General features: G+C 56.9%; 29 protein-coding genes and 1 pseudogene. 7 read left to right on the top strand and 23 right to left on the bottom strand.

The window, feature by feature from the left end; all coding sequences use genetic code 11:
- The coding region (locus tag D3D01_RS07225) for a transposase (protein WP_147439901.1) at positions 1-455 on the top strand (455 nt) is incomplete at its 5' end.
- Here D3D01_RS07225 and D3D01_RS07220 read toward each other — a convergent pair.
- Positions 453-906: pseudogene (locus D3D01_RS07220) on the bottom strand (transposase); the annotation flags it as partial. The gene D3D01_RS07225 and the pseudogene D3D01_RS07220 overlap by 3 nt on opposite strands.
- Before the next feature lie 242 nt (positions 907-1148).
- On the opposite strand from D3D01_RS07220, the gene D3D01_RS07215 reads away from it, so the two are divergent.
- Positions 1149-2588 carry an oligosaccharide flippase family protein gene (locus tag D3D01_RS07215; protein WP_121511719.1) on the top strand — a complete coding sequence of 480 codons (1440 nt, stop codon included), beginning with the start codon at positions 1149-1151 and terminating at the stop codon, positions 2586-2588.
- Between the two features lie 9 nt (positions 2589-2597).
- On the opposite strand, the gene D3D01_RS07210 is transcribed toward D3D01_RS07215, so the two are convergent.
- On the bottom strand, positions 2598-3401 hold the full coding sequence (locus D3D01_RS07210; protein ID WP_121511718.1) for a glycosyltransferase: 804 nt from the start codon (positions 3399-3401) through the stop codon (positions 2598-2600).
- A 108-nt stretch (positions 3402-3509) separates the two neighbouring features.
- On the opposite strand from D3D01_RS07210, the gene D3D01_RS07205 reads away from it, so the two are divergent.
- The 3 genes from D3D01_RS07205 to D3D01_RS07195 all read left to right on the top strand — a co-directional run bounded on the left by D3D01_RS07205 (position 3510) and on the right by D3D01_RS07195 (position 7539).
- Positions 3510-4709, top strand: a complete 1200-nt coding sequence (locus tag D3D01_RS07205) for a glycosyltransferase family 4 protein (protein ID WP_121511717.1) — start codon at positions 3510-3512, stop codon at positions 4707-4709.
- 160 nt (positions 4710-4869) lie between these two features.
- A complete protein-coding gene (locus D3D01_RS07200) occupies positions 4870-6060 on the top strand; it encodes a sulfatase-like hydrolase/transferase (RefSeq protein WP_121511716.1) in 1191 nt (396 codons plus the stop codon).
- 333 nt (positions 6061-6393) lie between these two features.
- Positions 6394-7539 carry a glycosyltransferase family 1 protein gene (locus D3D01_RS07195; protein WP_121511715.1) on the top strand — a complete coding sequence of 382 codons (1146 nt, stop codon included), beginning with the start codon at positions 6394-6396 and terminating at the stop codon, positions 7537-7539.
- A gap of 156 nt (positions 7540-7695) precedes the next feature.
- On the opposite strand, the gene D3D01_RS07190 is transcribed toward D3D01_RS07195, so the two are convergent.
- Positions 7696-8952: a glycosyltransferase family 4 protein gene (locus D3D01_RS07190; RefSeq protein ID WP_121511714.1), complete on the bottom strand. Its 1257-nt coding sequence runs from the start codon at positions 8950-8952 to the stop codon at positions 7696-7698.
- Positions 8953-9050: 98 nt separating this feature from the next.
- On the opposite strand from D3D01_RS07190, the gene D3D01_RS07185 reads away from it, so the two are divergent.
- Positions 9051-10061, top strand: a complete 1011-nt coding sequence (locus tag D3D01_RS07185; protein ID WP_121511713.1) for an NAD-dependent epimerase/dehydratase family protein — start codon at positions 9051-9053, stop codon at positions 10059-10061.
- The gene (locus D3D01_RS07180) at positions 10058-11074 is read left to right on the top strand and encodes an NAD-dependent epimerase/dehydratase family protein (RefSeq protein WP_121511712.1); all 1017 of its coding nucleotides are present in this window, start codon (positions 10058-10060) and stop codon (positions 11072-11074) included. The genes D3D01_RS07185 and D3D01_RS07180 overlap by 4 nt, the downstream gene beginning before the upstream one ends.
- A 1-nt stretch (position 11075) precedes the next feature.
- On the opposite strand, the gene D3D01_RS07175 is transcribed toward D3D01_RS07180, so the two are convergent.
- The 20 genes from D3D01_RS07175 to D3D01_RS07080 all read right to left on the bottom strand — a co-directional run bounded on the left by D3D01_RS07175 (position 11076) and on the right by D3D01_RS07080 (position 22862).
- Complete coding sequence (locus D3D01_RS07175) at positions 11076-12395, bottom strand: sulfatase (RefSeq protein ID WP_121511711.1); 1320 nt, start codon at positions 12393-12395, stop codon at positions 11076-11078.
- Between the two features lie 345 nt (positions 12396-12740).
- Positions 12741-14204, bottom strand: a complete 1464-nt coding sequence (gene secY / locus D3D01_RS07170; RefSeq protein WP_101350575.1) for a preprotein translocase subunit SecY — start codon at positions 14202-14204, stop codon at positions 12741-12743.
- Between the two features lie 6 nt (positions 14205-14210).
- Complete coding sequence (locus D3D01_RS07165) at positions 14211-14708, bottom strand: uL15m family ribosomal protein (RefSeq protein ID WP_121511710.1); 498 nt, start codon at positions 14706-14708, stop codon at positions 14211-14213.
- Positions 14708-15172 carry a 50S ribosomal protein L30 gene (gene rpmD / locus D3D01_RS07160; protein ID WP_053967662.1) on the bottom strand — a complete coding sequence of 155 codons (465 nt, stop codon included), beginning with the start codon at positions 15170-15172 and terminating at the stop codon, positions 14708-14710. The genes D3D01_RS07165 and rpmD overlap by 1 nt, the downstream gene beginning before the upstream one ends.
- Complete coding sequence (locus tag D3D01_RS07155) at positions 15172-15810, bottom strand: 30S ribosomal protein S5 (protein WP_004957374.1); 639 nt, start codon at positions 15808-15810, stop codon at positions 15172-15174. The genes rpmD and D3D01_RS07155 overlap by 1 nt, the downstream gene beginning before the upstream one ends.
- Positions 15807-16370, bottom strand: a complete 564-nt coding sequence (locus tag D3D01_RS07150; RefSeq protein WP_121511709.1) for a 50S ribosomal protein L18 — start codon at positions 16368-16370, stop codon at positions 15807-15809. Before D3D01_RS07150 ends, D3D01_RS07155 begins: the two co-directional genes overlap by 4 nt.
- Positions 16370-16819 (bottom strand): 50S ribosomal protein L19e, encoded by a 450-nt coding sequence (locus D3D01_RS07145; protein ID WP_008312924.1) that lies wholly within the window; start codon positions 16817-16819, stop codon positions 16370-16372. The genes D3D01_RS07150 and D3D01_RS07145 overlap by 1 nt, the downstream gene beginning before the upstream one ends.
- The gene (locus tag D3D01_RS07140) at positions 16819-17544 is read right to left on the bottom strand and encodes a 50S ribosomal protein L32e (RefSeq protein WP_121511708.1); all 726 of its coding nucleotides are present in this window, start codon (positions 17542-17544) and stop codon (positions 16819-16821) included. Before D3D01_RS07140 ends, D3D01_RS07145 begins: the two co-directional genes overlap by 1 nt.
- Positions 17544-18080, bottom strand: a complete 537-nt coding sequence (locus D3D01_RS07135) for a 50S ribosomal protein L6 (protein WP_121511707.1) — start codon at positions 18078-18080, stop codon at positions 17544-17546. Before D3D01_RS07135 ends, D3D01_RS07140 begins: the two co-directional genes overlap by 1 nt.
- Before the next feature lie 2 nt (positions 18081-18082).
- On the bottom strand, positions 18083-18475 hold the full coding sequence (locus D3D01_RS07130; protein ID WP_004516956.1) for a 30S ribosomal protein S8: 393 nt from the start codon (positions 18473-18475) through the stop codon (positions 18083-18085).
- A gap of 2 nt (positions 18476-18477) precedes the next feature.
- Positions 18478-18663, bottom strand: a complete 186-nt coding sequence (locus D3D01_RS07125) for a 30S ribosomal protein S14 (RefSeq protein WP_008312921.1) — start codon at positions 18661-18663, stop codon at positions 18478-18480.
- Positions 18660-19193 carry a 50S ribosomal protein L5 gene (locus D3D01_RS07120; RefSeq protein WP_004591562.1) on the bottom strand — a complete coding sequence of 178 codons (534 nt, stop codon included), beginning with the start codon at positions 19191-19193 and terminating at the stop codon, positions 18660-18662. Before D3D01_RS07120 ends, D3D01_RS07125 begins: the two co-directional genes overlap by 4 nt.
- Entirely contained in the window at positions 19190-19894 is a 705-nt protein-coding gene (locus tag D3D01_RS07115) for a 30S ribosomal protein S4e (protein ID WP_121511706.1), read from the bottom strand. Before D3D01_RS07115 ends, D3D01_RS07120 begins: the two co-directional genes overlap by 4 nt.
- The gene (rplX, locus tag D3D01_RS07110; protein ID WP_121511705.1) at positions 19891-20253 is read right to left on the bottom strand and encodes a 50S ribosomal protein L24; all 363 of its coding nucleotides are present in this window, start codon (positions 20251-20253) and stop codon (positions 19891-19893) included. Before rplX ends, D3D01_RS07115 begins: the two co-directional genes overlap by 4 nt.
- A gap of 4 nt (positions 20254-20257) precedes the next feature.
- Positions 20258-20656: a 50S ribosomal protein L14 gene (locus D3D01_RS07105; RefSeq protein ID WP_004516961.1), complete on the bottom strand. Its 399-nt coding sequence runs from the start codon at positions 20654-20656 to the stop codon at positions 20258-20260.
- Positions 20656-20994, bottom strand: coding sequence for a 30S ribosomal protein S17 (locus D3D01_RS07100; protein WP_004591559.1), 339 nt, complete (start codon positions 20992-20994; stop codon positions 20656-20658). Before D3D01_RS07100 ends, D3D01_RS07105 begins: the two co-directional genes overlap by 1 nt.
- Positions 20985-21269: a ribonuclease P protein component 1 gene (locus D3D01_RS07095; RefSeq protein WP_121511704.1), complete on the bottom strand. Its 285-nt coding sequence runs from the start codon at positions 21267-21269 to the stop codon at positions 20985-20987. Before D3D01_RS07095 ends, D3D01_RS07100 begins: the two co-directional genes overlap by 10 nt.
- Positions 21269-21484, bottom strand: a complete 216-nt coding sequence (rpmC, locus tag D3D01_RS07090; RefSeq protein WP_004516964.1) for a 50S ribosomal protein L29 — start codon at positions 21482-21484, stop codon at positions 21269-21271. The genes D3D01_RS07095 and rpmC overlap by 1 nt, the downstream gene beginning before the upstream one ends.
- Positions 21481-22395, bottom strand: coding sequence for a 30S ribosomal protein S3 (locus tag D3D01_RS07085; RefSeq protein ID WP_121511703.1), 915 nt, complete (start codon positions 22393-22395; stop codon positions 21481-21483). Before D3D01_RS07085 ends, rpmC begins: the two co-directional genes overlap by 4 nt.
- Positions 22395-22862 carry a 50S ribosomal protein L22 gene (locus D3D01_RS07080; RefSeq protein WP_011223742.1) on the bottom strand — a complete coding sequence of 156 codons (468 nt, stop codon included), beginning with the start codon at positions 22860-22862 and terminating at the stop codon, positions 22395-22397. Before D3D01_RS07080 ends, D3D01_RS07085 begins: the two co-directional genes overlap by 1 nt.
- Between the last annotated feature and the right edge of the window lies 1 nt (position 22863).

Here is a 22863-nt window from a genome sequence, read left to right as displayed (position 1 = left end):
CGCGTGAGGAGTACAGCGCGCCCGATATCGCGCAGCTCTATCGGGCGCGCTGGGAGGTCGAACTGCTGTTCAAGGAGTTGAAGTCGCGGTTCGGCTTGGACGAGATCAAGACGACCGACACCTACATAATAGAGGCGCTGATTATCATGGCGGCGATTTCGTTGATGATGAGTCGTGTTATTGTGGATGAGTTACGGTCGATTGAGGCAAGACAGCGTGAGGGCGAAGCCGCCGCAGACGCCGACGAGTCGGCGTCGCGGCTCCCTCGTCGTCGCTGTTCGCTAGCCGTTGAACGCCACGCTCATCTGATCCAGCTGTATCTCATGGTTGAGTTGGGCTACGAACTGCCGGATTTGGACGAGCTGTTGCTGTGGGCATCACGAAATCCAAATCCACACAGAGATCGGTTACGTGAGCAGGTTGAACGAGGTGAGTTCGGCTTTGACCGCCACTAAACTAGAACGAATGCCAGCGTAACTCACGACCTCTTTGTCCCGATCGAACCGCCCTATCTCACCAACCTCAGCGTAGATCATCAGCACCGAATAGTAGCTCACGCCTGGAATCGTCATCAGCAGCTGGGTCTCCTTCAGAGACCCAGCGCGTTCTTCGATTGTTTCTTCGAGGTTCTTGATCTCCTCAGTAAGCGTCTCGATCACTTCGAGATAAGACTCCAGCAACGAGTCCCATAGCGTCGGGGCGAGAGTCCCTTCGGGATCTCTCGCCCCCGACACTTAGCGGCTTGATGTCTTGTGTGATCCCGTGATCCGACAATAATCCGTGGATCTTGTTGGCGTAGTTGGTACGGTTCTTTACCAACTTCTGTCGCCCGCGCACGAGTGCGCGGGCTTCCCTGATCTAGTCAGTCGGAAAGTTACTTTCAGGCACTGAATCTAATACGAGAACAGGAATCTGAAGCTTGCCCTCTCACTCGACCACGCCGAGTTCCTCGGGGTGCTCTTCGAGGAGCTCGGAGGGAAACAGCGTAGTGAGCCGACGCATAATTCGAGGTAAGGAGGTATCGTTGTACACAGACGCCGCCTCCTCATCCTCTCGAAAAGAAGTCTCGATAAGCTACTGCCGTACGGCGGTTCTTCTCTTAGCTAAAGACGGATGTTTATATATATCGTACAATAACACCGAGGCAGATGTCTCTTGGCGAACGAGCAATCAAGGGTGTTCTCGGGTTTGGAGCGGTTAATACCCTAGTTTTTACTGGGAGCTTTATTATACAGATATTATTAGCCAGGTTACTTTCTCCGGAAATTTTTGGTGTAGTGGCGTTTGCTCTCGCTATTCGTAAGATTGCAACAGTTCCCGCGAATTGGGGGCTTTCTGAGGCGATTATGCAGGATACAGAGTATGAGAACTTCCTAGAGACGTTACTATGGGTTCGAGCGGGATTCGCCGCGATTCTTGTCGGAATTGTTATTATAGCTGGAATCCTACTCCGGTCAGTATTTGATACGACGCTCATCAATATCGTCATTATTTTATTTGCTGTTGCTGGGCTCTCTATGATTGGCCACGTATTTAGGGCGTTCAGACAGCGCGAACTTGGGCTTTCAATGTTAGGCGTCGTCGATCTCGTTGCACTAGTAGCCGCAGGAGGAACGGGAATCTGGCTCGCCCTCAGCCAAAAATCCGTTTGGGCACTCGTTGTATACTATGGATTGAGGGATGTCCTACGCGCAATCGGATATATCATTATTTCGCCACAGTATCCTTCCGGAGAGTTCAATCCACGAGTGGTTCCGTGGCTCTACGATTTTGCCAAAGGGATGATTACGACGAAGACCATGGAAGATGTCGGTCAACGGGGTGACGATTACCTCATCGGTGTACTCGGTTCAACGGCTACGCTTGGTGCATATACCGTTGCTTGGCGGTTAGCAAAAGCGTATACGTTGATCGTACAACCGGCGATACGTGCTGGGATTCTCCCGACATTTTCTCGACTCAAAGGGAGCTCCGAACAGAGTCGGCGCGGTCTCGAATTCATTAGCAGACTTCAAATCCATTTGTCGGTACCCGTCTATGTAGTAGCATACTTTGCTGCCCCGACGGCGATCCCCCTGTTATTTGGGTCGGATTGGCAATCTGCCGTCCCAATTTTCCGAACCCTATCCGTCGCTGCGATTCTCTTTCCCATCCATGCAACAGCGAAGCAATTCTACTACTCTAGAGGGCAATCCAAGATTGTTTTCAGGGCACAGGTCGCCTCAATCGTAACGATGATTGTGGGAATAGTAGTGCTCATCCCGTTACTGGATGGTGTTGGTGCTGCCCTGGCGGTTAATGCGATGCTCGCTGTCGGTGTAATATTTCTCTTTTGGAGATTGCGTTATGATCTTGGCGTCTCGGTCAGTAGAATGGCTACATCCTCCATTTTTGGGAGTGTTGCAGCTTTTGGTGTCGGACTAGCCACCACTCCATATATTCCTGGGGGAAACAATCTGATTGAACTTCTCACTTATATCCCGATTGGGTTGGGAATGGCTATATCATACGGACTGGTTGTCTTTGTGCTAGATAGAACACAAGTAATATCCGATCTGGGTATATTGAAGCGAGCAGTATTCGATTAAAATTCAATCTTATAATATTTTATGCTGCATTCTAACAAGTGAGGTAAGCGTGGAAATGAGTATTGTGATTAATACGTATCCTGGTATGAGGGAGGGCCTATCTTTTAACTCTTTAAATATGACACTGGCGTGATTCACCTGTCTCTTATTCTCTATCTTTTCTTCATTTACTCTTGATTTAGCATTAAAATCTTCAAGCGAAAGTAAATACCTATATCTTTTTAATAATATATCTATGAGCCTCATCTTCCCTATGTGGTGAATAATACATTCTGTTGTATGTCCGATGGAACTACCCTCCATCTCCAGTAATTCATGAAATTCACGATCTTCTCTATGAAGCAGTTCAGGGTTATGACCATCTACTTTAAAATATAAATCACGAATCAAAAATCGAGCATTTCCAACTTTGTTTTCTCTTGATATACTTTTGCCTATGTCTGTACACTGCGCCCAGTAGGTGTCTCCCACATTTATTTCTGGGATTATTAGCGCATCATACTCCTTCATATTGTCTACGCATTCTTCTACAACTTTCTCTGATAGTTCCATATCGGAATCAATATGAAATAGATATTCGCCTTCACTTTCACGGGCACCCTCAAGACGGGAGGCAGCCATGCCTAGATCAGTATTGACAATCGAGACGCCGTAGTTTTTACAAATACTGATAGTGCGATCTGAACTACCACCATCCACAACGATGACCTCGATTGGTTCGTACGTTTGTGACCTTATTGAATCGAGACAAACAGCAATTGTGTCTTGATTATTATACGTGGGTATGACTACAGAAACTAATTCGTTGCTCATTATGAGTAGCACATAATCGCCATCGGATATGGGTTACTGTTCTTTATTCACTTATTACACAAGAATTCAAATCAACGTTGATAAAGCCCAGAGGATAGGAGAAAGACTATGTCTGAGTACATAGGACTTCCCACCTTAGACGTTCGAGAAACAGCTGGTACTGCGACTGTAACTCAGTTCACTTATGATTTATTGTCTGAGAATGACTATGAACCCTATATTTTATTCAACTCGATTCCATGGGATGAATGCCTCACGATTAAAGATTTTATGAAAGGAAATCGGGAAGTCAACTCTCAGGAGGGAACATATAATGGAATGAAGGGCGTTAGAATTAGCCGGGTCTTTCCTGAACTGGCTGTCACAAACTATCTTCTGAACGATCGGAGGTGGCAGCAAGCACTTGAAAATACACATAAAAATCTAGTCGTCGGCGGAACCTGTCTCCAAGGGCTCCCGTTAGCACGGAATGATATCCCGTTCGGGTGTTGGATCGGAACCACGTTACGAGATCAAGGACTTAGTGACGGATCGGACTCGTATCTCCGTCTACTGCGTGACACCCTCTCATCAATTGCGCTTTATCGCTTCGAAAAGTATGTGTTGGAGCAGGCAGCGACTGTTATCGTTCAAAGTGGACATACGAAAGCGAGTGTCGTAGAAACAACTGATGTGTCACCTAACAATATTAAAGTTATCCCATTTCCTATTGATATTAATAAATTCAAGCCTACCGAAAGAAATCACAGTAATGAAATACTCTTCGTCGGTCGTTTTAATGCTCCAAGAAAGAATATATTCAATCTATTAATAGCATTTGATAAGGTGCTTGAGAGATTCCCAGATGCTACTCTCACCCTGGTTGGAGAAGAACCGAATACAGGTGTTCTCAAGAAAATTAAGGAATTAGGTATCAAATCATCAGTAAAATTCCCCGGAACGGTTCCCGATGTTGTTCCGTACTATCAACACGCAACGGTGTTTGTTTTGCCTTCCGATCAGGAAGGACTGGGCATTGTGGGACTTGAGGCCCAGAGTTGTGCGACACCTGTGGTTTCAACGGACTGTGGTGGGCCGACAGAATATATCGAACATGGCGGTAATGGCTACATCGTTCCGCGGGACGATCCAAGCAAACTTGCGGCCCACATCGAGCGACTACTTGCCGACGAAGAGCTATGGGAATCATTCGCGTATATGTCACGCAAGAATGTAGTCGAAAACTTTTCAGAAGAAATCGTTGCTTCAGCGTTACTTGAAGAAATTGAATCGCTCCCAACGACATCGAACTCTTCTACTGTTCGGTGACTCTTTCTGTTGGTTTCAGTAATTATAGATGGATATGTCAATAAAAAAGTCCAATTAGTCATTCCGGTACGATACGCTATGTCCCCGCGCACAGCTTACTCTGGGAAATAATCTCACTATGGTCGGAATGGATAAATATCGGTAGTTGTGATGATGATGCATGATCAACGTACCCGAGGCGAATATCGAAAATATTTTTCTCTACGTAGCTGACGCGGTAAGATGGGACTCATTAGCAGAGCCCATATCCGACCGGGGCCAGACAATTAAGACGGTTGCTGCAAGTATCCATACACCAACTAGTTTTTCCTCTATTGTGAGTGGGTTATATCCCCCCCAACATAATGTCCGGCAGTTTGGTGACGAACTCGACCCTGCGCTCCCGACAATATTCACAAAGAGGAATATTAATACACGGTTTGCAAATACAATAAACGAGGAATTCAATGAAAATCCCAAGAGCGAGAGTATCCTCAATAAGACCTTGCAAACCGAAGAAGCAGACCCCGGATCTTTATCACATGTCGAACCGCCGTTCATTTTTGTAGAGAGAGGGCCGGGTGGTCATGCCCCGTACGGTGAATACGACGGGAACGCATGGGAGTATTATCGTGATAGAGTAGGGGTGTCCGAAACGAGATACCGTCGTGAGTACAAAAGAAGCATCAAACGTGATGCAAAGTATTTCACCTCTCAACTTGAATTATTAGATGATCGAAACTTGTTGGAAAACACGCTCGTGATCTATACCAGTGACCATGGAGAACTCTTAGGTGAAAAGGGATGTTTGGGTCACAACTCGCCGATTCATCCATCGTTAGTTTACGTCCCGACCGTATTGATTCACCCGTCGATAAATTGTTCAACACTAAGTGGAATAATACGTCATGTTGACCTGTTCCCAACCATCTGCAACTTATCTGGTCTTAATGATCCGAAGACGCCAGGACGAGACTTGACAAACGAGTCCCTTCCAGATCAAGGTGCCTGCTTTTATCGAAAATCACTTCTCCCAGACGTACCGTTACTTAGCGGTGAACTGTCCTTCGAATCGCTGTGGGACAGCAGTGGTGGCTACGTTTTCAGCAGGACTGGGAGTATGAACAACGCTCTGATCCTCGCAGGAAAATTATTGAAAAGCGCTAAACGGGAGTATATGCGTCGACACATTCGGGAGGTAGCGTCACTGTATCTCTCTCGCCGTCAGATGTACGGGAACCCAAAGATGGCTGAATCGGAATGTAAATCATTCTTTGACCACGTTTATGATCTCCCCAAATCTGACGTTGTTCGGTCATCACTTGAAAACGGAGCAGAAGAACGACTACAGGAATTAGGCTATCTTAATTGAGTCGCTCATCTTGATAGGTCGAAGTGCTAATTTTCTGGATGCCCTAAGCGATATCCACAATAGATCAAAAGTCAACAAAAGTGTTCGACCACGTTAGCGAGGCATCGAACGTCTGCTTTCATCAAAGTGATTAACACAGAAACGGTTGTACGTTGCGAGGGTAGCAACGTTGTGTAATGCGGGACGACTGGTAAAGAAGCCCAACAGTCTGGTATAAGACACGAGTCAATTCGACTAGTTCGCTTTTAAACTCTTTGTCGGAGTAAGAAGATCATTCTGCCGCGTTGTTGAATCGGAAGTTTAATCAACAGAACCCTATCTTGCATCCAATGGATGAAGATTCTCATAAATACGCTTGCTCATGTCGGAGGTGGGGGTATCACATATCTTCAAAATATGATCCCCCGATTTTCGGACGATCATAATGAGTACGTTATTCTCGTCCCCGAGTCTAGGGATATGCTTTCGGAGCCGACGTCATCAAATGTGCAATTCAAATATGTCAATTCTTTCTTTGATCCGCTCCCAGCACGACTGTTATACGAGCAAATTATCCTTCCGATTCGTCTCCGACAGTGGGATATCGACGTGTTGTTTTCGCCAGCTGATCTGACACCGCTTGTCACCAATCGACCGACATTGTTGGCCGTCAGAAATCCGAATCCATATTTTTCGGCGTCGGAGTTCGGTCTTGAACGCCCCTTTACTCGGCGGGTCAAGTTCTTTATCCAGCGGCAGTTGACCAAACTCTCTGCAAAAAAGGCCGAACACGTCTTTTTTGTTTCCGATTTCTCACGGGAGATCAGCAACAAATATCTCTCATTGCCTGACTCCAAGACCAGTACCCTGTATCACGGGATGGACGCATCGCTGTTTATCAACCCCGCGGAGCCAACCGACCCTGAGCTAAAAGATACACTCGACGCGGAAGCTCCGTATGTCCTGACGGTATCAACTGTCGCCGAACATAAGAATTACGAGGTGTTGCTCCGCGCCTACGGGCGTCTTCCGCCCGAGACGAGAGACGCGTACCCACTGATTATCGCTGGACGAACTCCTTCTGAATCGTATCTGCAGACACTCAAAGGAATACTCCACGAACAGGGTATCGAAGATGATGTGATCTTCCTCGGTGGCGTTGACTACGACAACGTCCCTTACCTATACAGCAACGCAGCGATATACGTCCTTCCGTCGAAACTTGAAACCTTCGGCCATACACTCGTCGAGGCAATGACCAGCGGTGTCCCGGTAGTCGCGGCTGACTCGACGTGTATGCCGGAAATTACCGACGGTGCAGCGGCGTTGTTTGAACCCGACGACGACGAGCGATTGGCGTCGATTATTGAGGAACTCCTCAACAATGAGGACGAACGGAAGTCGCTTCGTAAGCGTGGGCGAAGACGCGCGAAGGACTTCTCATGGGATAAGACGTTCGAACAGACTAAGCGTCTTCTCGAACGTATTGGCCCGAACTGACCGACTCTTACTCGCCGAGCACGAACTGAACTGGCGCGAGTTCTCGTTACGACCTCCTCGCTTCTCAATCTCTCAACTAGACAGTGCCATGCTGATTTATATAGAACTTGTTACTTATCGACGAATATAAAATCAATTAACATAGAGTGATCCGGACTACGACTCGGCCGCGACGCGACCGAGCAGCGACCGGTAGGACTCAATAGCGTGTTCCTTGGTATAGTTTTTTTCCAGCGTGGCCCGGGCATTCTGCCCCAATCGAGACACGAGATTGGGATCGTCAGCCCACCGTGCGAGGACATCTGCGGCGGTCTCAGCATCGCCTGGCTGGACGTATGCCCCACAGTCGTGGTTCCGGACGACCCGTGCGACTTCGTCGCCTTCGCCGACGACGCCGAGGACCGGCATACCTGCCGCCAGCGACGAATAAAGTTTCGACGAGACACACATTCCCTCCATTTCGGACTTGATGCCGACCAGCGATGCGTCTGCGCAGGTGAGCGTCTCGGGGAGTCGGTTGAGTGGCTGGAACGGGAGGAACCGAACGTTTTTGATTCCTTTGCGGTTGACGTACTCCACGAGGTCGGGTTTTCGGGCACCGTCGCCGATGACAAGTAGTTGCACGTCGTCACGGCCCCGTGATTCAAGCTCGCCGACGGCGTTGATGGCTGTTTCGAGTTCGTGGAATCGACCGATGTTCCCCGAGTAGAGAAGCGTGAACTGGTCGCGGGTGCCGTTTTCGACGGCGAACTCATTATCGGACTTGTCCATCGGTTCGATGAACTCCTCGTCCTCCCAGTTGGGGATTATCTCGACCTTATCGGGGTCGAACTCTGGGTCGGCAGCCATCTTCTTGATAAGCCGGTGCTCCATGGATTCGCCGAGGACGACGATGCAGTCCGCGTCACGATAGAGCAAACGCATGCCGCGTTCCCAGAGACGGACGATCAGTCCGTTCTCCGAGACGACCCCTAGCGCGACCGGCATATCGGGGTACATATCGTAGATTAGATAGACGTACGGAGTTCCGCGAATCTGTTTCAGCGCCCACGTCACGAACGGCAGGATTGGCGGGTTTGAGAGAACGAGGCGGATGTCGTCGGACTTTCCGTGGCGGAGTAACCGGACGAAAACGAAGAACGCGAACGAGAGCCAATTAATAACCCGGAACGGAATTTTGTCCTTGTCGAAGCGCGTGGATCGGGCTCGGAAAATATCAATTCTATTATGGGTTTCCCGGCGCGGGACCGACCGATCACGATCCTCGTCGTGGTAGTTCGGGTATGCCGTGACGACCGACACGTCGAGCGAGTCTGTCAGACCGGATGCGAGTTCGGTGAGGAGCTGGGCAGTAGACGCCTCCTCGGGGTAAAAATACTCGGTGAGAATCGTTACCGACTTCTGGTCTTCCATACCCGTCGCATCGAAACGGGACGTACCTTACTCTGTCGGGTTCGTCCAACCAAACGGATGTCAGTAGATATATTAGCCGATAGTTGTGGTTCATAAGTATGCAATGGGACGATGAGACTGTACTCGTAACTGGAGGGGCGGGCTTTATTGGAAGTCACCTCACTGAACACCTTCTAGAACTCGGATGTAACGTCATTATTGCCGACAGCTTCTCCCGTGGATCACCGCGAAACGTCGAACACCTCCTCAACGATGTCGAACTTCGGACAGTGGACCTGACGACCCACAAAGGTTGCATCAAGGCGACCGAAGGCGTGGACCACGTCTTCCACCTCGCAGCGAGCGTCGGCGGAATTCACTACATCCAGCGCGAGAACGTCGGTGGTCTCACGCCAAGTGTACTAATGAACCAGCACATGCTCGAAGCCGCCCGAATCAACGACGTGGACCGATTCCTGTTCGCCTCCAGTGCCTGCATTTACCGCCAGCAACACGACGACCTGAACCGCTTCAGCGAGGACCAAGCGATTCCCGCGAACCCGCATAGCACCTACGGGTGGGCGAAGGTAGTCGGCGAAGTCGCGTGTCAGGCCTACCACGATGATTGCGACCTCAACACGGCGATGGTCCGTATTTTCAACTGTTACGGGCCGCGTGAAAGCCTCGACCCGGATAGTAGCCACGTCATCCCGTCGTTGTGCCGGAAAGTCATCGAAGAGCCCGACGGCGGTTCCATCGAACTGTTTGGCGACGGCAGCCAGCAGCGGGGCTTCATTTACGTCACCGACCTCGCGGAGGGGATGGTTCGGGCCATCGAGAAGAAGGCTGACGGCGACCCCATCAACCTCGGGAACGGCGACGAGGTGGTCTCGATCAATGAACTCGCCAAAACCATCGTGGACATCTCCGGCAAGGACATCGCCATCGAACACGACCTCTCGAAACCGACAGGAACCGACAAGTACGCCGCTGACGACGCGAAAATGAAAGACGAACTCGACTGGGAGCCGTCGATCCGACTCGAAGACGGACTACGTGAGGTGTACGACTGGGCCGCTGAGGAACTCAACGCTGAAGGAACCGCTGTCAAGGCGGGTGGTACCCAATGAGCTTCGAAGGCGAGCGCGTCCTCGTGACCGGCGGCGCGTCGTTTATTGGATCGCATCTCGTGGAAGATCTCGTCTCGCGTGGCGCGAACGTCCGGGTTGCCGACGATTTCTCCAGCGGAACCGACGAGAACCTCGCAGCGGTCCGCGACGAGATCGAAGTCGTCAGCGGAAATCTCAAGCGCCGAGGGTTCGCCGAGCGAGCGACGGAAGACATCGACCGGGTCTTCCACCTCGCGGCCGACCACGGCGGCCGAGGGTACATTTCGAACTACCCCGCGAACTGCGCGACCAACATGGCGTTGGACAACATCGTCTTCGAGACGGCCGTCGAGAACGGCGTCGAGAAAATTACGTTCGCCTCCAGCGCCTGCACGTACCCGACCGACATACAGCAGGAGAAACGCCGCCTCCGTGAGGACATGGTGAGCTTCGACGAGCGCGGAGGTGCCTACGCCGACGAGGCCTATGGCTGGGCAAAACTGATGGGCGAGCGCTCCCTGCAGGCGTTCCACGAGCAGTACGGCGTAGACGCCAGCGCAGTCCGCATCTTCACGGCTTACGGCCCACGCGAAAACGAGACCCATGCTATCGTCGCGCTGATAGCGAAGGCCTACGCCGAGCAAGACCCGTACCAGATTTGGGGGGACGGCGAGCAGACTCGCAACTTCACCTACGTCAAGGACATCGTGAGTGCGTTGCTCCTTGCCAACGAGAAAATCTCGGACGCTACGCCAGTTAACGCCGGGATTCCCGAGTATATATCGATCAACGAAGTCGCCGAGGCCATCTTCGACTATATGGACTGGGAACCCGACGAAATAAACCGGATGACCAACAAGCCCGTTGGGGTCCGCCACCGCGCCGCCGACACGACCCGCGCAGAGGAACTGCTCGGCTGGGAGCCCGAGTACACTCTCGAAGACGGAATGGCCGAAACCATCGACTGGTACGTCGAGAACCACGACAAGGAGTACGTCCGGGAGAATCTAGAGACGTTACTGCACGAGCGGTAGTTCAGCCCAGATAGCCGAGGTCTTCCAGTCTGTCCTGCACTTCTCTGTCTTCGATATCCTTCTGCGTCACGTCGCGTTGAGGCCCGACCGACCGGCCGTCCGTCGTCACATGCGCGTCAAGTCGGTCGGCGAGTCGGTCGCCGACTTCGGGGAAGTCGGCAAGCACGTCGCGCTGTTCGTCCGGGTCATTCTCGTGGTCGAACAGCAGTTCTTCGTCGGCGGTGTCGTCTCGGACGTACCGCCAGCGGGCGGTGCGAACGCTCCCACTGTACGCCGGAGTGAGGTCGGCCTCGCTGAAGGCCGCCCGGTGGTCGGTCTCGTCAGTGTCACCGAATAATGGCCGGCCAGAGAACGACTCGGGCACGTCGCCACCTGCGCGCTCAACCAGCGTCGGGGCCACGTCTATTAGTTCAGTCACGTCGTCCTGACTGGCGGACTCTCGGTTTGGGTCGCGCACTATGAGTGGGGCATGGGTCAGTTCCTCGTATAGCTGATGTGGATGCGAGTACTGCCCGTGCTCGTAGAACTGCTCACCGTGATCGGCCGTGAGAACGGTCAGAGTGTCCTCGAACAGGCCGCGCGCGCGGAGCGCGTCGAACAAATTGCCGAGACACCGGTCGGTATACTCCACCTCGATACGGTAGAGTTCTTTCAGGCGTTCGTGTTCGGACTTGGTGACTTCGTCGGGACGCTTCAGCGCCTTGCGCCAGAGACGCTCTCCTCGGTACTTGTTGAGGTAGGCGTTACCGGACTTGGCCTGATACGGCCCGTGAACGTCCATGTAGTGAAGCCACAGGAAGAACGGTTGGTCGTCATCCCGGTCGTCGAGCCACTCGACTGCGCGGTCGTTGAGCTTCTCTGCGGGGAGGTAGGCGTGCTTGCGGAATACCCGCAGGAGCTTGTCGGTAAGAATTTTAGCCCGACCCGAGAACAGGTCGAGGTTCGAGAGTGGGAGACGAGCGTCGAACTCGTCGAACCCATGGTCGAACCCGAACAGGTTCGAGAGGAGCGGATTCGAGTGGAAACCTGCCGTCTCGTAGCCCTGCTCACGGAGGAGTTCCGGGATGGTTGGTTCGTCGTCGATGTAGACCCCGATCGTGCTATCCGAGAACTCCACGTACTGGAGGGCGCTGGGGTATCGGGAGGTGAACAACGACGGCATCGAGAAGGTGGTGAACGGGCCTTGGGAGTAGGCGCGCTCGTAGACGATGCCGTCATCGGCGAGGTCGTCGTGAGCAGGAGTATCTGTGAACGAATTGTAGATGTGGTCGGCGCGGAGCGAATCTATCGTGACAAGGAGAATGTTAGATCGATGTACCATCCGTTAGTTAGTGCATGGTCGGGGCAAGAGAAAGAGAATCTTGTGATTTGCTCGTCGCAATCACACCGGTACCCGGCCGTACACCGACGTAATCTCGTCAAAGTGCTTCTCAACCGGGAATGCATTGAACGACCCAAATCAAGCGCTAGATGATCGAACTCCGGCTGAGGACATTCAGAAGTGGATAGCCCCACAAGACAATAGTTCGGAAAAATAGATCTCACGACTCAGATTGGGTATTGTACAGCCAACAACAATGTGAGTTTGTGCCGATCACCAAGAGAAAGGAATCGGCCCAGAAGAACAAGATCAGCGGCCAACCTCGTTCTATAATTGTTCTACAACCTAGCCGAACATCTGGCGCATCATCGGATGCATCTCCATGAGCTGCTCTTCGGCGATCTCCTCGTACAGCTTGTACGTAATGGAGACCGTCAGCAGCAGCCCGGTACCGGAGACGCCGCCAATGGTGCCCAGCATGTTAGCCATCACGGCGAGCAGTCCGACTAGGGCCCCACCGATCACGGTCACTTGCGGGATGTACCGCTCAAGGACCTTCTCGATGACGCCGACGTTCTGGCGGAAGCCGGGGATCTGCATCCCGGAGTTGTGGATCTGCTTGGCCGTGGCCTCCGGGCCCATGTCGGTGGTCTCGACCCAGAACACGGCGAAGATGGCGCCGCCGACCAGCATGACGAACAGGTCGATACCGACCCGGGTCAGGATCTGCCAGACCGGTTGGGCCGTCCCTTCGAGCCACCACATCCAGTCGCCACGGCTCTGGATTGGGGCGAGGAAGTAGAACAGGCCGCCGGTGGGCTGGCCGTTAGCGTACGTGCCGAGGAACGCTGGCATCGAACCCAGCTGGGCGTTCAGGATCCGGCCCAGGAACTGGATGTTCGCCTGCAGTGCCCGGACGAGGATCATCGGCAGGACGCTCGCGTAGATGAGCTTGACCGGGAACCGGCCACGGGCCCCTTTCACACGGGCGTTCGACAGCGGAATCTCCACGCGGACCGATTCGGCGTAGACGACCACTGCGAAGATGAGGACCGTCGTGAACAGCCCCAGCAGTTCGCCCTGAAGCAGCACGGTCTGGAGGCCATCAGCAGCTAGCACCGGTCCGGTGCCGCGCTCACCGGTAATGAACAGGTACCAGGTGTAGATGATCCCCTCGCTATTCCCGAGGAACGGGGCCGTCAGGAGGCCACCGACAAGCCGTTGGCTCACGCCGGCGACAATGAACAGGCCGATACCGGAGCCGACGCCCCATTTGGAGATGACCTCGTCCATAAACAGGATGAGGACACCGCCGACGAACATCTGGGCGAAGATGAGCCACTGGACACCGGCCGTGCCGATACCCAGTGAGTTCGCGACCGCTGTGTCAGCCGGGAGGAAGCCGCCGGCAAACACCATCGGGAGCCCGGTGAGACAGATCATCACAAGCACCAGCAGCTTCTGGAGCCCCTGATAGAGGATCTGATCTCGCGGATCGTCTTGGGTGTTCAGCCCGAGCAGGTCCGCCCCACCGAGGAGCTGTAACACGATGGACGCCGTGACGATCGGACCGATACCCAGCTGCATGATGCTCCCCTGGCCGGAGGCCAGAATCGAGGAGAAGCGCCCGAACACCTGCTGACTGGCGTCGATGTCCAGCCCGAACAGCTTCACGTTCGTCAGGAAGAAATACAGCAGAAGCACGCCACCTGTCCAAGTGAGCTTGCGCTTGAACGGGACGTGTCCGTCCGGTCGCTGGACTGCGGGCATCCGGACGAGCAGTGGTTCGGCGGTGTCCTTCCAGCTCATCGTTCGTTATTCCTCGTCCGCGTCCGCGTCGTCGGTTTCTTCGGCCTCGGCCTGGCGCTGCTCGCCGAGGTCGGTCAGCTCAACGCTTCCGCCTGCGGCTTCGACCTTCTCGCGAGCGCCCTCGGAGAAGTCGTCGGCGATGAGCGTGAGTTCGTGGCGAACCTGGCCGGCGCCGAGTACTTTCACGTAATCGGCGTCGTCGGCGTCTTCGACCACATCACGGACATCGACGCGGAAGCCACCGTCTTCGACTTCGGCGACGTCATCGGCAGCCAGCAGCGTGACGTTCTCGTCGATCTCGCGAACGTCGATCGTCGCGGCCTCTTCCTGCACCTTCTGCGGGCGCTTGAAGCCGCTCTTGCCGAGCGGTTCGTGGTTGTGGAACTCGTGTTTGTCACGGCCTGCGGCACCGCGACCGCCGCGGTGGCCGGCACCACGTCGGTTCTTGTGCGAGCCGCCGCCGTGCGTGCGCGAGCCACGCTGTCGTTTCTTTTTACTCGTCATTATCGCATCGCCTCCAGGAGGTCGTCGATTCCCTCAGTGTCGTGTTTCCCGAGCTGCCCGCCCTCCTTGACGGGGTGTTTGACGCCGTCATGACCGCCGCGAGGCGGGTGCAGACGGAGCGTCGGTGACAGTCCCTGCTCGCGCAGCGTCGTCTCCTCGGAGAGGAGCGCGAACGCGAGCCCGGAGATGTCGTCGTAGTCCGTGTTCTCGGCGACCCACTCGTCGTCCACGTCGGCGTCGCCCTCAAGCGGCTCGGCGCGCGTGGCCAGAATCGTCTCCAAGGTGTCCTGGCTCGGCTCACCGAAGGCGACGAAGTCGTTGACCTTCGTCACCATGCCGCGGTAGGCGTCCGTCTCGGGGACGAGCGTGCAGTGGTTCACGTGGTGGATGTTGAGCATCTCCAGCGTGTCCTGGATGTCGCTGTGCATGTTGACTTCGCCACGGAGCTGGACGAGCGCGTGCATCACTCGATCACCTCTCGCTTCTCGAAGGTTCGTTCGGGGACGCGCGCCTCGGCCGTGTTCTGCAGGGCGTTGAACGTCGCCTTTGCGAAGTTGACCGTGGTGCGCGTGTTCCCGCTACTGCGTGTCCAGATGTCCTCAATGCCGGCGAGTTCGAGCACCTTGCGGACGGTCTCTCCGCCCGCGAGGCCCAGCCCGCGCGGGGCCGGCTGCAGCTCGACTTCGACGCTTCCGGCCTTGCCCTCGGTGCGCAGCGCGACCGTGTGGGGACGGCCACAGCCACACTCCCAGGACCCGCAGCCGCGGGAGACATCGATGATGTTCAGCTTCGCGATGTCGATTGCTTTCTGGATGGCACCGCCGACCTGGTCGTCACGGCCTTCGGCGTAGCCGATGAGACCGTCGCGGTTGCCAACGGCGACCACGCAGCGGAACTTCACGCGGCGGCCGGAGTCTGTCATCCGCTGAACCATGTTGATGTCCAGCACTTCGTCTTCCAGATCGGGAACGAGCTGGTCGACGACTTCCGATTCTTTCAGCGGGAGCCCGGAGTTCAGCGCCTCCTGCATGGAGTCGATTTCGCCCTCGACGACCTGCTTGCCGAGGCGTGTCCGTGGCTCCCATCCGTTGTTAGCACTCATAGTTCGATGTCACCGTCCAGTAGGGTCTCGCGGAGCTCGTCGAAGTGCTCCGGGAGATCGGCAGCGTCGAAGTCGCCGCTGTACAGCGGCTCCTCGAGATGCTCGTCGTACTCGGCGATGTGGGCACCGCGCGTGCGCTGCCAGTCGGCGAGTACGTCGTCGTTGTGCGGAATGTCCAGGCCGGCGTCGATTGCGCCTTCCTGTATTGCGAATACTTTGCTTCCGGGGGTCGGGCTGTTGAGTCCGATGTCGAGCACCGCCTCCTCGATGCCCGCTTCCTGTGCGCGAAGCCCGGCGAGCAGGCCGGTGAGGTACGCCGAGGGCATGTTGCCCGTCGGTGCCTCCCAGCCGTACTCGGCGAGGTCGCTCGAGTGAGCGGACGCGAGGGTGTCGTCGCCGTTGGGGCCAAGCGTCACCAGCTGCGCCCTGACGTGTTTATTGCTCTTTCGAGCAACGAGACGTGGCTTGCCGGATTTCAACAGGCGCAACCGCTGATGGTAATCGGTTCTGGCCTCGCGGCGTCGCCGCATCGGTACTTTATATCGTGGTCCTGTCGCCATTATGCGTCACCGTGGTTTGCGTCGATGTAACGTTCGAGATCGGCAACGCTGTCGAACTCGCCACCGCCGGCCTTGTCGTACAGGTCGCGGTACTGCGAACTCGAAAGCGTTCCCTCGTCACGCAGTTCGCGCAGCTTCGTCCGCTGTGCGCGGATGCGTGACTCCCAGTCCTCCTTGGAGTTCTGCCGTGCGCCTGCCTTGCCCTTCCGGGAACCGGCTCCCTTCTGGTGGCCGTACGCACGCTTCTTCTGGCGTTCCCGGGCGCGTCCACGGGAGTTGCCTTTCTTGTCTTTCGCCTGAACGGCGCCCTCATCGACCAGTTCGCGAACGTCCTCGCGGGTAATCGCGTCGGCGATGTCGCCCTGTCGCTCGGGGTCGAACCAGACGCGGTTCTTCCCGACGTCGAGGACGTCAGCCGCGAGTCGCTTCTGTGCGGAGAGATCAGTCATCACTCACTCACCTCGACTTCGACGTAGGTGGGGTTGAGCACGCGGATGCCCGCGTCCTCGGCTTCTTCTTCGATTCGCTCGCGCTTGCGAGCGCCGACCTTCGAGGCGATCCGAACGGCCTCGGTGTCGCCGTCAACGCCTTCGAGGTCGTCCACGTTGTGCACGCGAACCTCCTCGAAGCCGGACGGGTGCTTGCCGCGAACCGCGGTCGGCGAGCGGAAGCCCGCCTCGACCGTGTCGCCCTTGCCCTTGATACCGCGGCGCTGCTTCGAGAGCTGGCCGCGGGGCTTGCGCCACGAGGTCGAGACGCGCTTTTTCTTGTGGTGGTCCTGGCGGTTGAACTGCGGCTTGCCGACCCGGTGTCGCTGGGTCAGGAGCCGCGCTTCATCGTCGGAGAGATCCGGCGTCTTGTCGGTGAGCCCGCGGGCCTGGAGTTCCGTCTCCACGTCCTCGGCGGGCGCTTCCTCGCCGCCTTCCTCTTCGACTTCGGCTTCGGTCTCGGACTCGACTTCGAGTCCGCCGACGTCGGCCTTGATTCGGGCCGCCAGCGCGTTCCCGATACCGCTGACATCGGCGAGCGCGGACTGGTCGGCACCGCGAACGTCTTCGACCGATTCGAAGCCGGCCTCGCGGAGCGACTCCGCCTTGGAGGGGCCGACGCCGCTGATGTCGGTCAGCTCGGTGTACTCTTCCTCTGCTTCGACATCTTCTTCATTGTCCGCCATCAGGCGTCACCTCGGTTCGGTTTCTGGGTGATGTACACCCCATCCTGGAACACACGCACGTCCTTGTCGTTGATGCGTGTGAGCTGTTCGATGTCCGCAGCGGTCTGTCCGACGGCTTCGATGTCGGGACCACTGATGGTCAGCTCCTCGCCGTCGATTTCGACGTCCGTGTCGCCGTGGATCGTCGTGCGGCGGGGGGCCTTCTCGCCCAGGAAGTTCTCGATGACGACTTCGTCACCCTCGACGTCGACCTGCATCGGGAAGTGAGAGTAAAAGACCTCCATACCGTACTCCCAGCCCTCGGTCACGCCGTGGAACATGTTCTCGATGTGGCTCTGGAAGGTACCGATCGTCGACATCGTCTTGGCGTTGTCCTCATCGGATTCGATGACGACTGTGTCGCCGTCGACGGACACGTCGATGTCAGGGTACCAGAGCCGACGCGTGACGCTGCCGTTGTCCCCCTCGACGGTGATGTCAAGGTGGTCCTGCTCGGCGTCCACGTCCTCCGGAATCTCCAGTTCTACTCGTGGCATTGTTAGTATACGTACGCGATGACTTGGCCACCGACGCCCTGCTCACGAGCCTCGTAGTGGCTCATGATGCCGTGGCTGGTCGTAACGACGAGGGTCCCGTAGTCACGGGCGGGGAGGAACCGCTTCTCCCACTTTTCGAACTCGTCTGCGCCCGCAGAGTAGCGGGGCTTGACCGGGCCACACTCGTTGATGGCTCCTTTCAGTTCGACTTCGAACTCGCCGGCTTTGCCGTCGTCGACGAAACTGAATCCGTCGATGTACCCGCGGTCGTAGAAGACCTCGAGGACGCTGCCAATCTCGTTCGAAGCGGGCGATACTGTCTGCTCTAGGTGCCCGACGCTTTCGGCGTTGTTAAGCGCCGACAGTGCGTTGGCAAATGGGTCGTTCCCTGTCATTGTTAGCTGTACTTCTTGAAGCCCATGCCCCGCGAAATCTCGCGGAAGCACTGGCGGCACAGCCAGATGTCGTACTTGCCGACGAGTCCCTGTTCGCGCCCGCAGCGCTGACAGGACTCGAGCTGGCCAGTTCGCTCACTGGTTGCCGTCTCGGAATCGGGCTCGTCTGTGGTTTCACTTTCGCTCATTCGCTCACCTCCACGTCGTAGGTCGACTCGATGAAGGCGACGGCGTCCGCCGGGTTGAGTCGATGCTTCGTCGGAATCGAACGCGACGCCTTGTCGCGCTTGGCGACGCGGTAGCCGGGGCGGACGAGGTTGACCGTCACGTCCAGCCCGTAGATTCCGATGCTCGGGTCGTACTCCTGGCTCGGGAACTCGGTGTGTTCCTCGACGCCGAAGCTGAAGTTGCCGGTATCGTCGAACTGACTCGTCGCCAGTTCGGCGAGCGGCAGCGCCGTTTGGAGGAACTCTTCGGCCATCTCGTCGCGAAGTGTGACCTTCGCACCGATGGGGTCGCCCTCGCGGATGTCGAACTCGCCGACAGTCCGCTTGGCCTTCGTTCGCACCGGCGTCTGCCCGGTGATTTCCCCGAGAATGTCCTCTGCGTTGGCGAGGTCGCGGCCACCGTGGCCGATACCCATGTGAACGACGACCTTCTCGATGCGCGGTTCGCGCATCTCGTGGAAGTCGCCGCCGGACTCACTCTCGGAGCTCATTCGTCATCACCCGTGAAGTTCTCGTCGATGACGACGACGTACTCTTCGACCGTCTCGAAGCCTTCGCCTTCATCCTGCGAGACTATCACGTTGTTCTGTGCCGAACCCGGCGTCACCTGAATCTCCTCGATTTCGCCGACTTCGCCCGCGTGGGCGCCGTCGACGGCGGTGACGAGCGCACCCTCTTCGTACTCGAAGTGGGCGACGATGTCGCCGTCCTCGTTGCCGACGACGATGGAGTCGCCAGCATCGTAGGTCTGGTCGTCCTCGACGATGAGCGTCTCGCCGTCGTGGAGGCCTAGCTGGACGTCGCCACCGGAGACGTGCGTCTTGGTGACGATTTTGCCGAGCTTGGACTCGGCCGCGTCCGGGTCGATTGCGGTCAGCGCCAGCCGACCACCCTCGCCGGGGAACACGCGGTAGTACTCCTCGCGCTCGGTGAAGGCCAGGATGTCGAACATCCCGACGGGGCGCTCCTCGTCGGAGATGGCCTTCCCGTTGATGAGGACGTTGTCCTCGTTGAGGGCGTAGCGGGCTTCTTTGCGGTTGTCGGCGTAGCCGAGCACGTCCCGAAGAACGATGAGTAGGGGAACCCCGTCCTCACCGTGCGGGCCGGCACCGGCTTTCACCGTAAACGTCGCTGTCTTGCGCTCTACGGGCCAGCTGTTTGGCACCGAGAGTCGCTTCTGGTGGTTACTCATGCGGAATCATCCTCCGATTCGAGACGCGCCTCGCGCTTCTCGTCTTCGAGGTCCAGGTCCGTCACGCGGACGTTCGAGGTGTCAAGCGGTCGCGGGACTTCCTCGCCGTCTGTCTTTTCGAGCGTGACATCCTCGACGTGGATGACGGCCTTATCAAGGTCCACCGTGAGTACTTCGCCTTCCTCGCCAGCGAAGTCGCCACGGAGCACCTCGACGGTGTCACCGGTGTTGACGCGGACGTTTCGCTGGCCGTACTCCTCGCGGAGGTCGGCGGACAGCGTCGCCCGGACCTGCTTGTGCCGCTCGTGAAGCGGGGCACGTCGTTGACTCTTGCGTTGTTTGTCTGGTTGCTTGCTCATGGTTCTATACGATCATCGTCGCTGCTGATGCCACACTGCCGAATCGCTGTGCGACTTCCCGTGCGATGGGCCCTTTCAGCTCGGTCCCGCGCGGGTCCTCGTTCTCGTCGACGATGACGGCCGCGTTGTCTTCGAACTTGACGCGGGTGCCGTCGGGTCGACGGATCGGCTTTCGCTGGCGGACGACGACGGCTTCGAGCACCTGGCGACGCATTTCGGGCGTCCCCTTGGTGACCGAGACCGTGATCTTGTCGCCCAGCCCAGCTTTGGGGTGGCGGTTCTTCGTTCCCGAGTAGCCGTGGACGGAAATGACCTTGAGTTCGCGCGCTCCCGTGTTGTCCGCACACGTGATGAGCGAGCCCTTCTCCAGGCCTTGCGTGACGTCAGCACCGAGTGCTTCCATCAGGCATCACCGTCCTGTTCATCGGCGACCACGCCAACGACGACGTGGCTTTTCGTTTTCGAGAGCGGTCGACACTCTGCTATCGTGACCGTGTCACCGACCGCGAGGTCGAGACAGTCGGGTGCGTGAGCCGGAACGCGGCTCCGCCGCTTCATGAAGCGGTCGTATTTCGGCACCTTCACGTCGTACTCGCGCTCGACGACAACGGTCTTCTCCATGTCAGTGGAGGCGACCTCGCCGTTCAGTGTCTGTCCGCGCACGGAAAGCTCTCCGTGGAACGGGCAGTTCTGATCGGCACAGGTTTCCTCCGGTTCCTGTACGTTCAGTCCTAGCGCCATAGTGAATCTCCTGTGTTCTCTGTGCGACGAGCGGGACGCGCGACGAGTCGATCGCCGTCGACCCGGACTCGGTGTCCGTCGACGGCGAACGAAAAGGTCGCACTGTCCTTCGGCACGTGCCACACCCGGTCGGTCCCCTCGACCGTCAGCATCTGTGTCGTCTCCATGACGACAGTGCCGCTGATACCGATGGCGTCCGAGTTGGACGCCGCGACGACCTCACAGTCGAGGCCGACGAGTTCGTGTCGTGGGAGCGCCTCGGGTGTCAGTGGCATTATTCGTTCTCCTGCAGGTCGCCTTCTTCGCCCTGAATCGTCTTGATGCGGGCGATGGCCTTCCGCAGCTCCTTGATGCGGCCGGGGTTTTCCGGCGCACCACCCGCGGCCTGCACGGCCCGGGCGTTCAGCAGTTCGGTCTTCAGGTCGTCGAGTTCCGCCTCGCGCTCGGCGGGCGTCATGTCCCGAATTTCCTGGACGTGGAGGACGGTCATTCGTCGTCACCCTCCTCGTCCATTTCGTCCATCAGCTCTTCGGCTTCCGCCTCGACGTCCTCGTCGAGTTCCTCGTCGACAGCCTCTTCGAGTTCGTCGACGTCGACGTCCTCGACATCGTCGTCAGTCGGGACTTCGACGTCCTCCTCGACGATCTCCTCGTCGACGAATTCCTCGTCGGACTCGGCGTCGTCGGTGGCCCCGGCGGCCACGTCCTCGTCGAGTTCCTCGGCGGTTTCGCTGTCTTCGGGTTCGCCTTCGAGAAGTTCCTCGACGGACTCGCCGTCGGTGTCGGCCACGTAGTCTTCGACGTCGACATCCTCGTAGATCTCGAAGTCGTCGGGGAGCTCCGCGTCCGGCGGGATGATCTTGACCCGGACCCCGATGGTACCGAGCTTCATCACGGCGACGCCGACACCGCTGTCGACGATTTCCTCCGCGGGTTCGCCGTTGTGCTTGACATAGCCGCGGTTGAACTTCTCCACGCGCGAGCGTGCACCAGTGACCTTTCCGGAGAGGACGATTTCGGCACCGAGTGCGCCCGACTCCATGATGCGGTCGATAGTGGTGTGGCCCGCCTTGCGGAAGTACCAGCCACGCTCGAGTGCGTTGGCCAGTCGGTCCGCAACGATGCGGGCGTTGAGGTCCGGCTCGTCGACTTCTTGGACGTCGACCTGCGGGTCGTCGAGGTTGAATCGGTCCTCGAGTTCCGTCGTGATCTTCCGGATGTTCTTCCCGCCCTTGCCGATGACCATCCCTGGCTTCTCGGCTTTGAGCACGATCTGGGTCCCCATCGGCGTCTTGGCGACATCCATGCCGCCGTAGCCGGCGCGACCGAGTTCCTCTGCGAAGAACTCGTCGATCTGGGTCCGCTGAAGTCCGTCCTCGATGAACTGTTGTTCGTCGGCCATTAGTCTTCGACCTCCGGCTCTTCGAGGATGAGTTCGACGTCGACCTGCGGGCTGTTCCACGCTGAGGCACGCCCCATCGCACGGGGCTTGCGACCCTGCTGCTCGCCGACCTTGTGGGCGGCGACGTGCTTGATCGTCATGGCCTCACCGTCGAAGCCCTGGTGGTCGGCATTGCCGACCGCGTTCTCGAGCAGGTCGAGGAAGGCCTTGCTGGCCTTCTCCGGATAGCGTCCGGCGTCCCAGCCGTCGACCTTGCTTTTGTGGCCGACGCCCGAGTTGTGCTGTTTGAACGGAACGGGCTGGTCGCCCTCGATAACCGCCTCGAGGTAGTCGACAGCCTCGCCGGCCGTTTTGCCCTTGATCTCGCGGGCGATGGCCTTGCTGTGCTTGAAGCTCATCTGCCGCTCCCGGAGCATCGCTTTGGCCGTCGTGTCCGGGTCGGCTTCGACTGAGTAACTGATTCCCATG

Origin of the sequence: Haloarcula sp. Atlit-7R (assembly GCF_003666065.1) — an archaeon.
GTDB classification, from domain to species: domain Archaea; phylum Halobacteriota; class Halobacteria; order Halobacteriales; family Haloarculaceae; genus Haloarcula; species Haloarcula taiwanensis.
This window is presented reverse-complemented; position numbering and strand designations above follow the sequence as displayed.

Excerpts from the sequence above, each read along its gene's own strand:
- D3D01_RS07215 (WP_121511719.1), top strand. The coding sequence starts at position 1,149 with ATGTCTCTTGGCGAACGAGCAATCAAGGGTGTTCTCGGGTTTGGAGCG.
- D3D01_RS07210 (WP_121511718.1), bottom strand. The coding sequence starts at position 3,401 with ATGAGCAACGAATTAGTTTCTGTAGTCATACCCACGTATAATAATCAA.
- D3D01_RS07205 (WP_121511717.1), top strand. The coding sequence starts at position 3,510 with ATGTCTGAGTACATAGGACTTCCCACCTTAGACGTTCGAGAAACAGCT.
- D3D01_RS07200 (WP_121511716.1), top strand. The coding sequence starts at position 4,870 with ATGATCAACGTACCCGAGGCGAATATCGAAAATATTTTTCTCTACGTA.
- D3D01_RS07195 (WP_121511715.1), top strand. The coding sequence starts at position 6,394 with ATGAAGATTCTCATAAATACGCTTGCTCATGTCGGAGGTGGGGGTATC.
- D3D01_RS07190 (WP_121511714.1), bottom strand. The coding sequence starts at position 8,952 with ATGGAAGACCAGAAGTCGGTAACGATTCTCACCGAGTATTTTTACCCC.
- D3D01_RS07185 (WP_121511713.1), top strand. The coding sequence starts at position 9,051 with ATGCAATGGGACGATGAGACTGTACTCGTAACTGGAGGGGCGGGCTTT.
- D3D01_RS07180 (WP_121511712.1), top strand. The coding sequence starts at position 10,058 with ATGAGCTTCGAAGGCGAGCGCGTCCTCGTGACCGGCGGCGCGTCGTTT.
- D3D01_RS07175 (WP_121511711.1), bottom strand. The coding sequence starts at position 12,395 with ATGGTACATCGATCTAACATTCTCCTTGTCACGATAGATTCGCTCCGC.
- secY (WP_101350575.1), bottom strand. The coding sequence starts at position 14,204 with ATGAGCTGGAAGGACACCGCCGAACCACTGCTCGTCCGGATGCCCGCA.
- D3D01_RS07165 (WP_121511710.1), bottom strand. The coding sequence starts at position 14,708 with ATGACGAGTAAAAAGAAACGACAGCGTGGCTCGCGCACGCACGGCGGC.
- rpmD (WP_053967662.1), bottom strand. The coding sequence starts at position 15,172 with ATGCACGCGCTCGTCCAGCTCCGTGGCGAAGTCAACATGCACAGCGAC.
- D3D01_RS07155 (WP_004957374.1), bottom strand. The coding sequence starts at position 15,810 with ATGAGTGCTAACAACGGATGGGAGCCACGGACACGCCTCGGCAAGCAG.
- D3D01_RS07150 (WP_121511709.1), bottom strand. The coding sequence starts at position 16,370 with ATGGCGACAGGACCACGATATAAAGTACCGATGCGGCGACGCCGCGAG.
- D3D01_RS07145 (WP_008312924.1), bottom strand. The coding sequence starts at position 16,819 with ATGACTGATCTCTCCGCACAGAAGCGACTCGCGGCTGACGTCCTCGAC.
- D3D01_RS07140 (WP_121511708.1), bottom strand. The coding sequence starts at position 17,544 with ATGGCGGACAATGAAGAAGATGTCGAAGCAGAGGAAGAGTACACCGAG.
- D3D01_RS07135 (WP_121511707.1), bottom strand. The coding sequence starts at position 18,080 with ATGCCACGAGTAGAACTGGAGATTCCGGAGGACGTGGACGCCGAGCAG.
- D3D01_RS07130 (WP_004516956.1), bottom strand. The coding sequence starts at position 18,475 with ATGACAGGGAACGACCCATTTGCCAACGCACTGTCGGCGCTTAACAAC.
- D3D01_RS07125 (WP_008312921.1), bottom strand. The coding sequence starts at position 18,663 with ATGAGCGAAAGTGAAACCACAGACGAGCCCGATTCCGAGACGGCAACC.
- D3D01_RS07120 (WP_004591562.1), bottom strand. The coding sequence starts at position 19,193 with ATGAGCTCCGAGAGTGAGTCCGGCGGCGACTTCCACGAGATGCGCGAA.
- D3D01_RS07115 (WP_121511706.1), bottom strand. The coding sequence starts at position 19,894 with ATGAGTAACCACCAGAAGCGACTCTCGGTGCCAAACAGCTGGCCCGTA.
- rplX (WP_121511705.1), bottom strand. The coding sequence starts at position 20,253 with ATGAGCAAGCAACCAGACAAACAACGCAAGAGTCAACGACGTGCCCCG.
- D3D01_RS07105 (WP_004516961.1), bottom strand. The coding sequence starts at position 20,656 with ATGGAAGCACTCGGTGCTGACGTCACGCAAGGCCTGGAGAAGGGCTCG.
- D3D01_RS07100 (WP_004591559.1), bottom strand. The coding sequence starts at position 20,994 with ATGGCGCTAGGACTGAACGTACAGGAACCGGAGGAAACCTGTGCCGAT.
- D3D01_RS07095 (WP_121511704.1), bottom strand. The coding sequence starts at position 21,269 with ATGCCACTGACACCCGAGGCGCTCCCACGACACGAACTCGTCGGCCTC.
- rpmC (WP_004516964.1), bottom strand. The coding sequence starts at position 21,484 with ATGACCGTCCTCCACGTCCAGGAAATTCGGGACATGACGCCCGCCGAG.
- D3D01_RS07085 (WP_121511703.1), bottom strand. The coding sequence starts at position 22,395 with ATGGCCGACGAACAACAGTTCATCGAGGACGGACTTCAGCGGACCCAG.
- D3D01_RS07080 (WP_011223742.1), bottom strand. The coding sequence starts at position 22,862 with ATGGGAATCAGTTACTCAGTCGAAGCCGACCCGGACACGACGGCCAAA.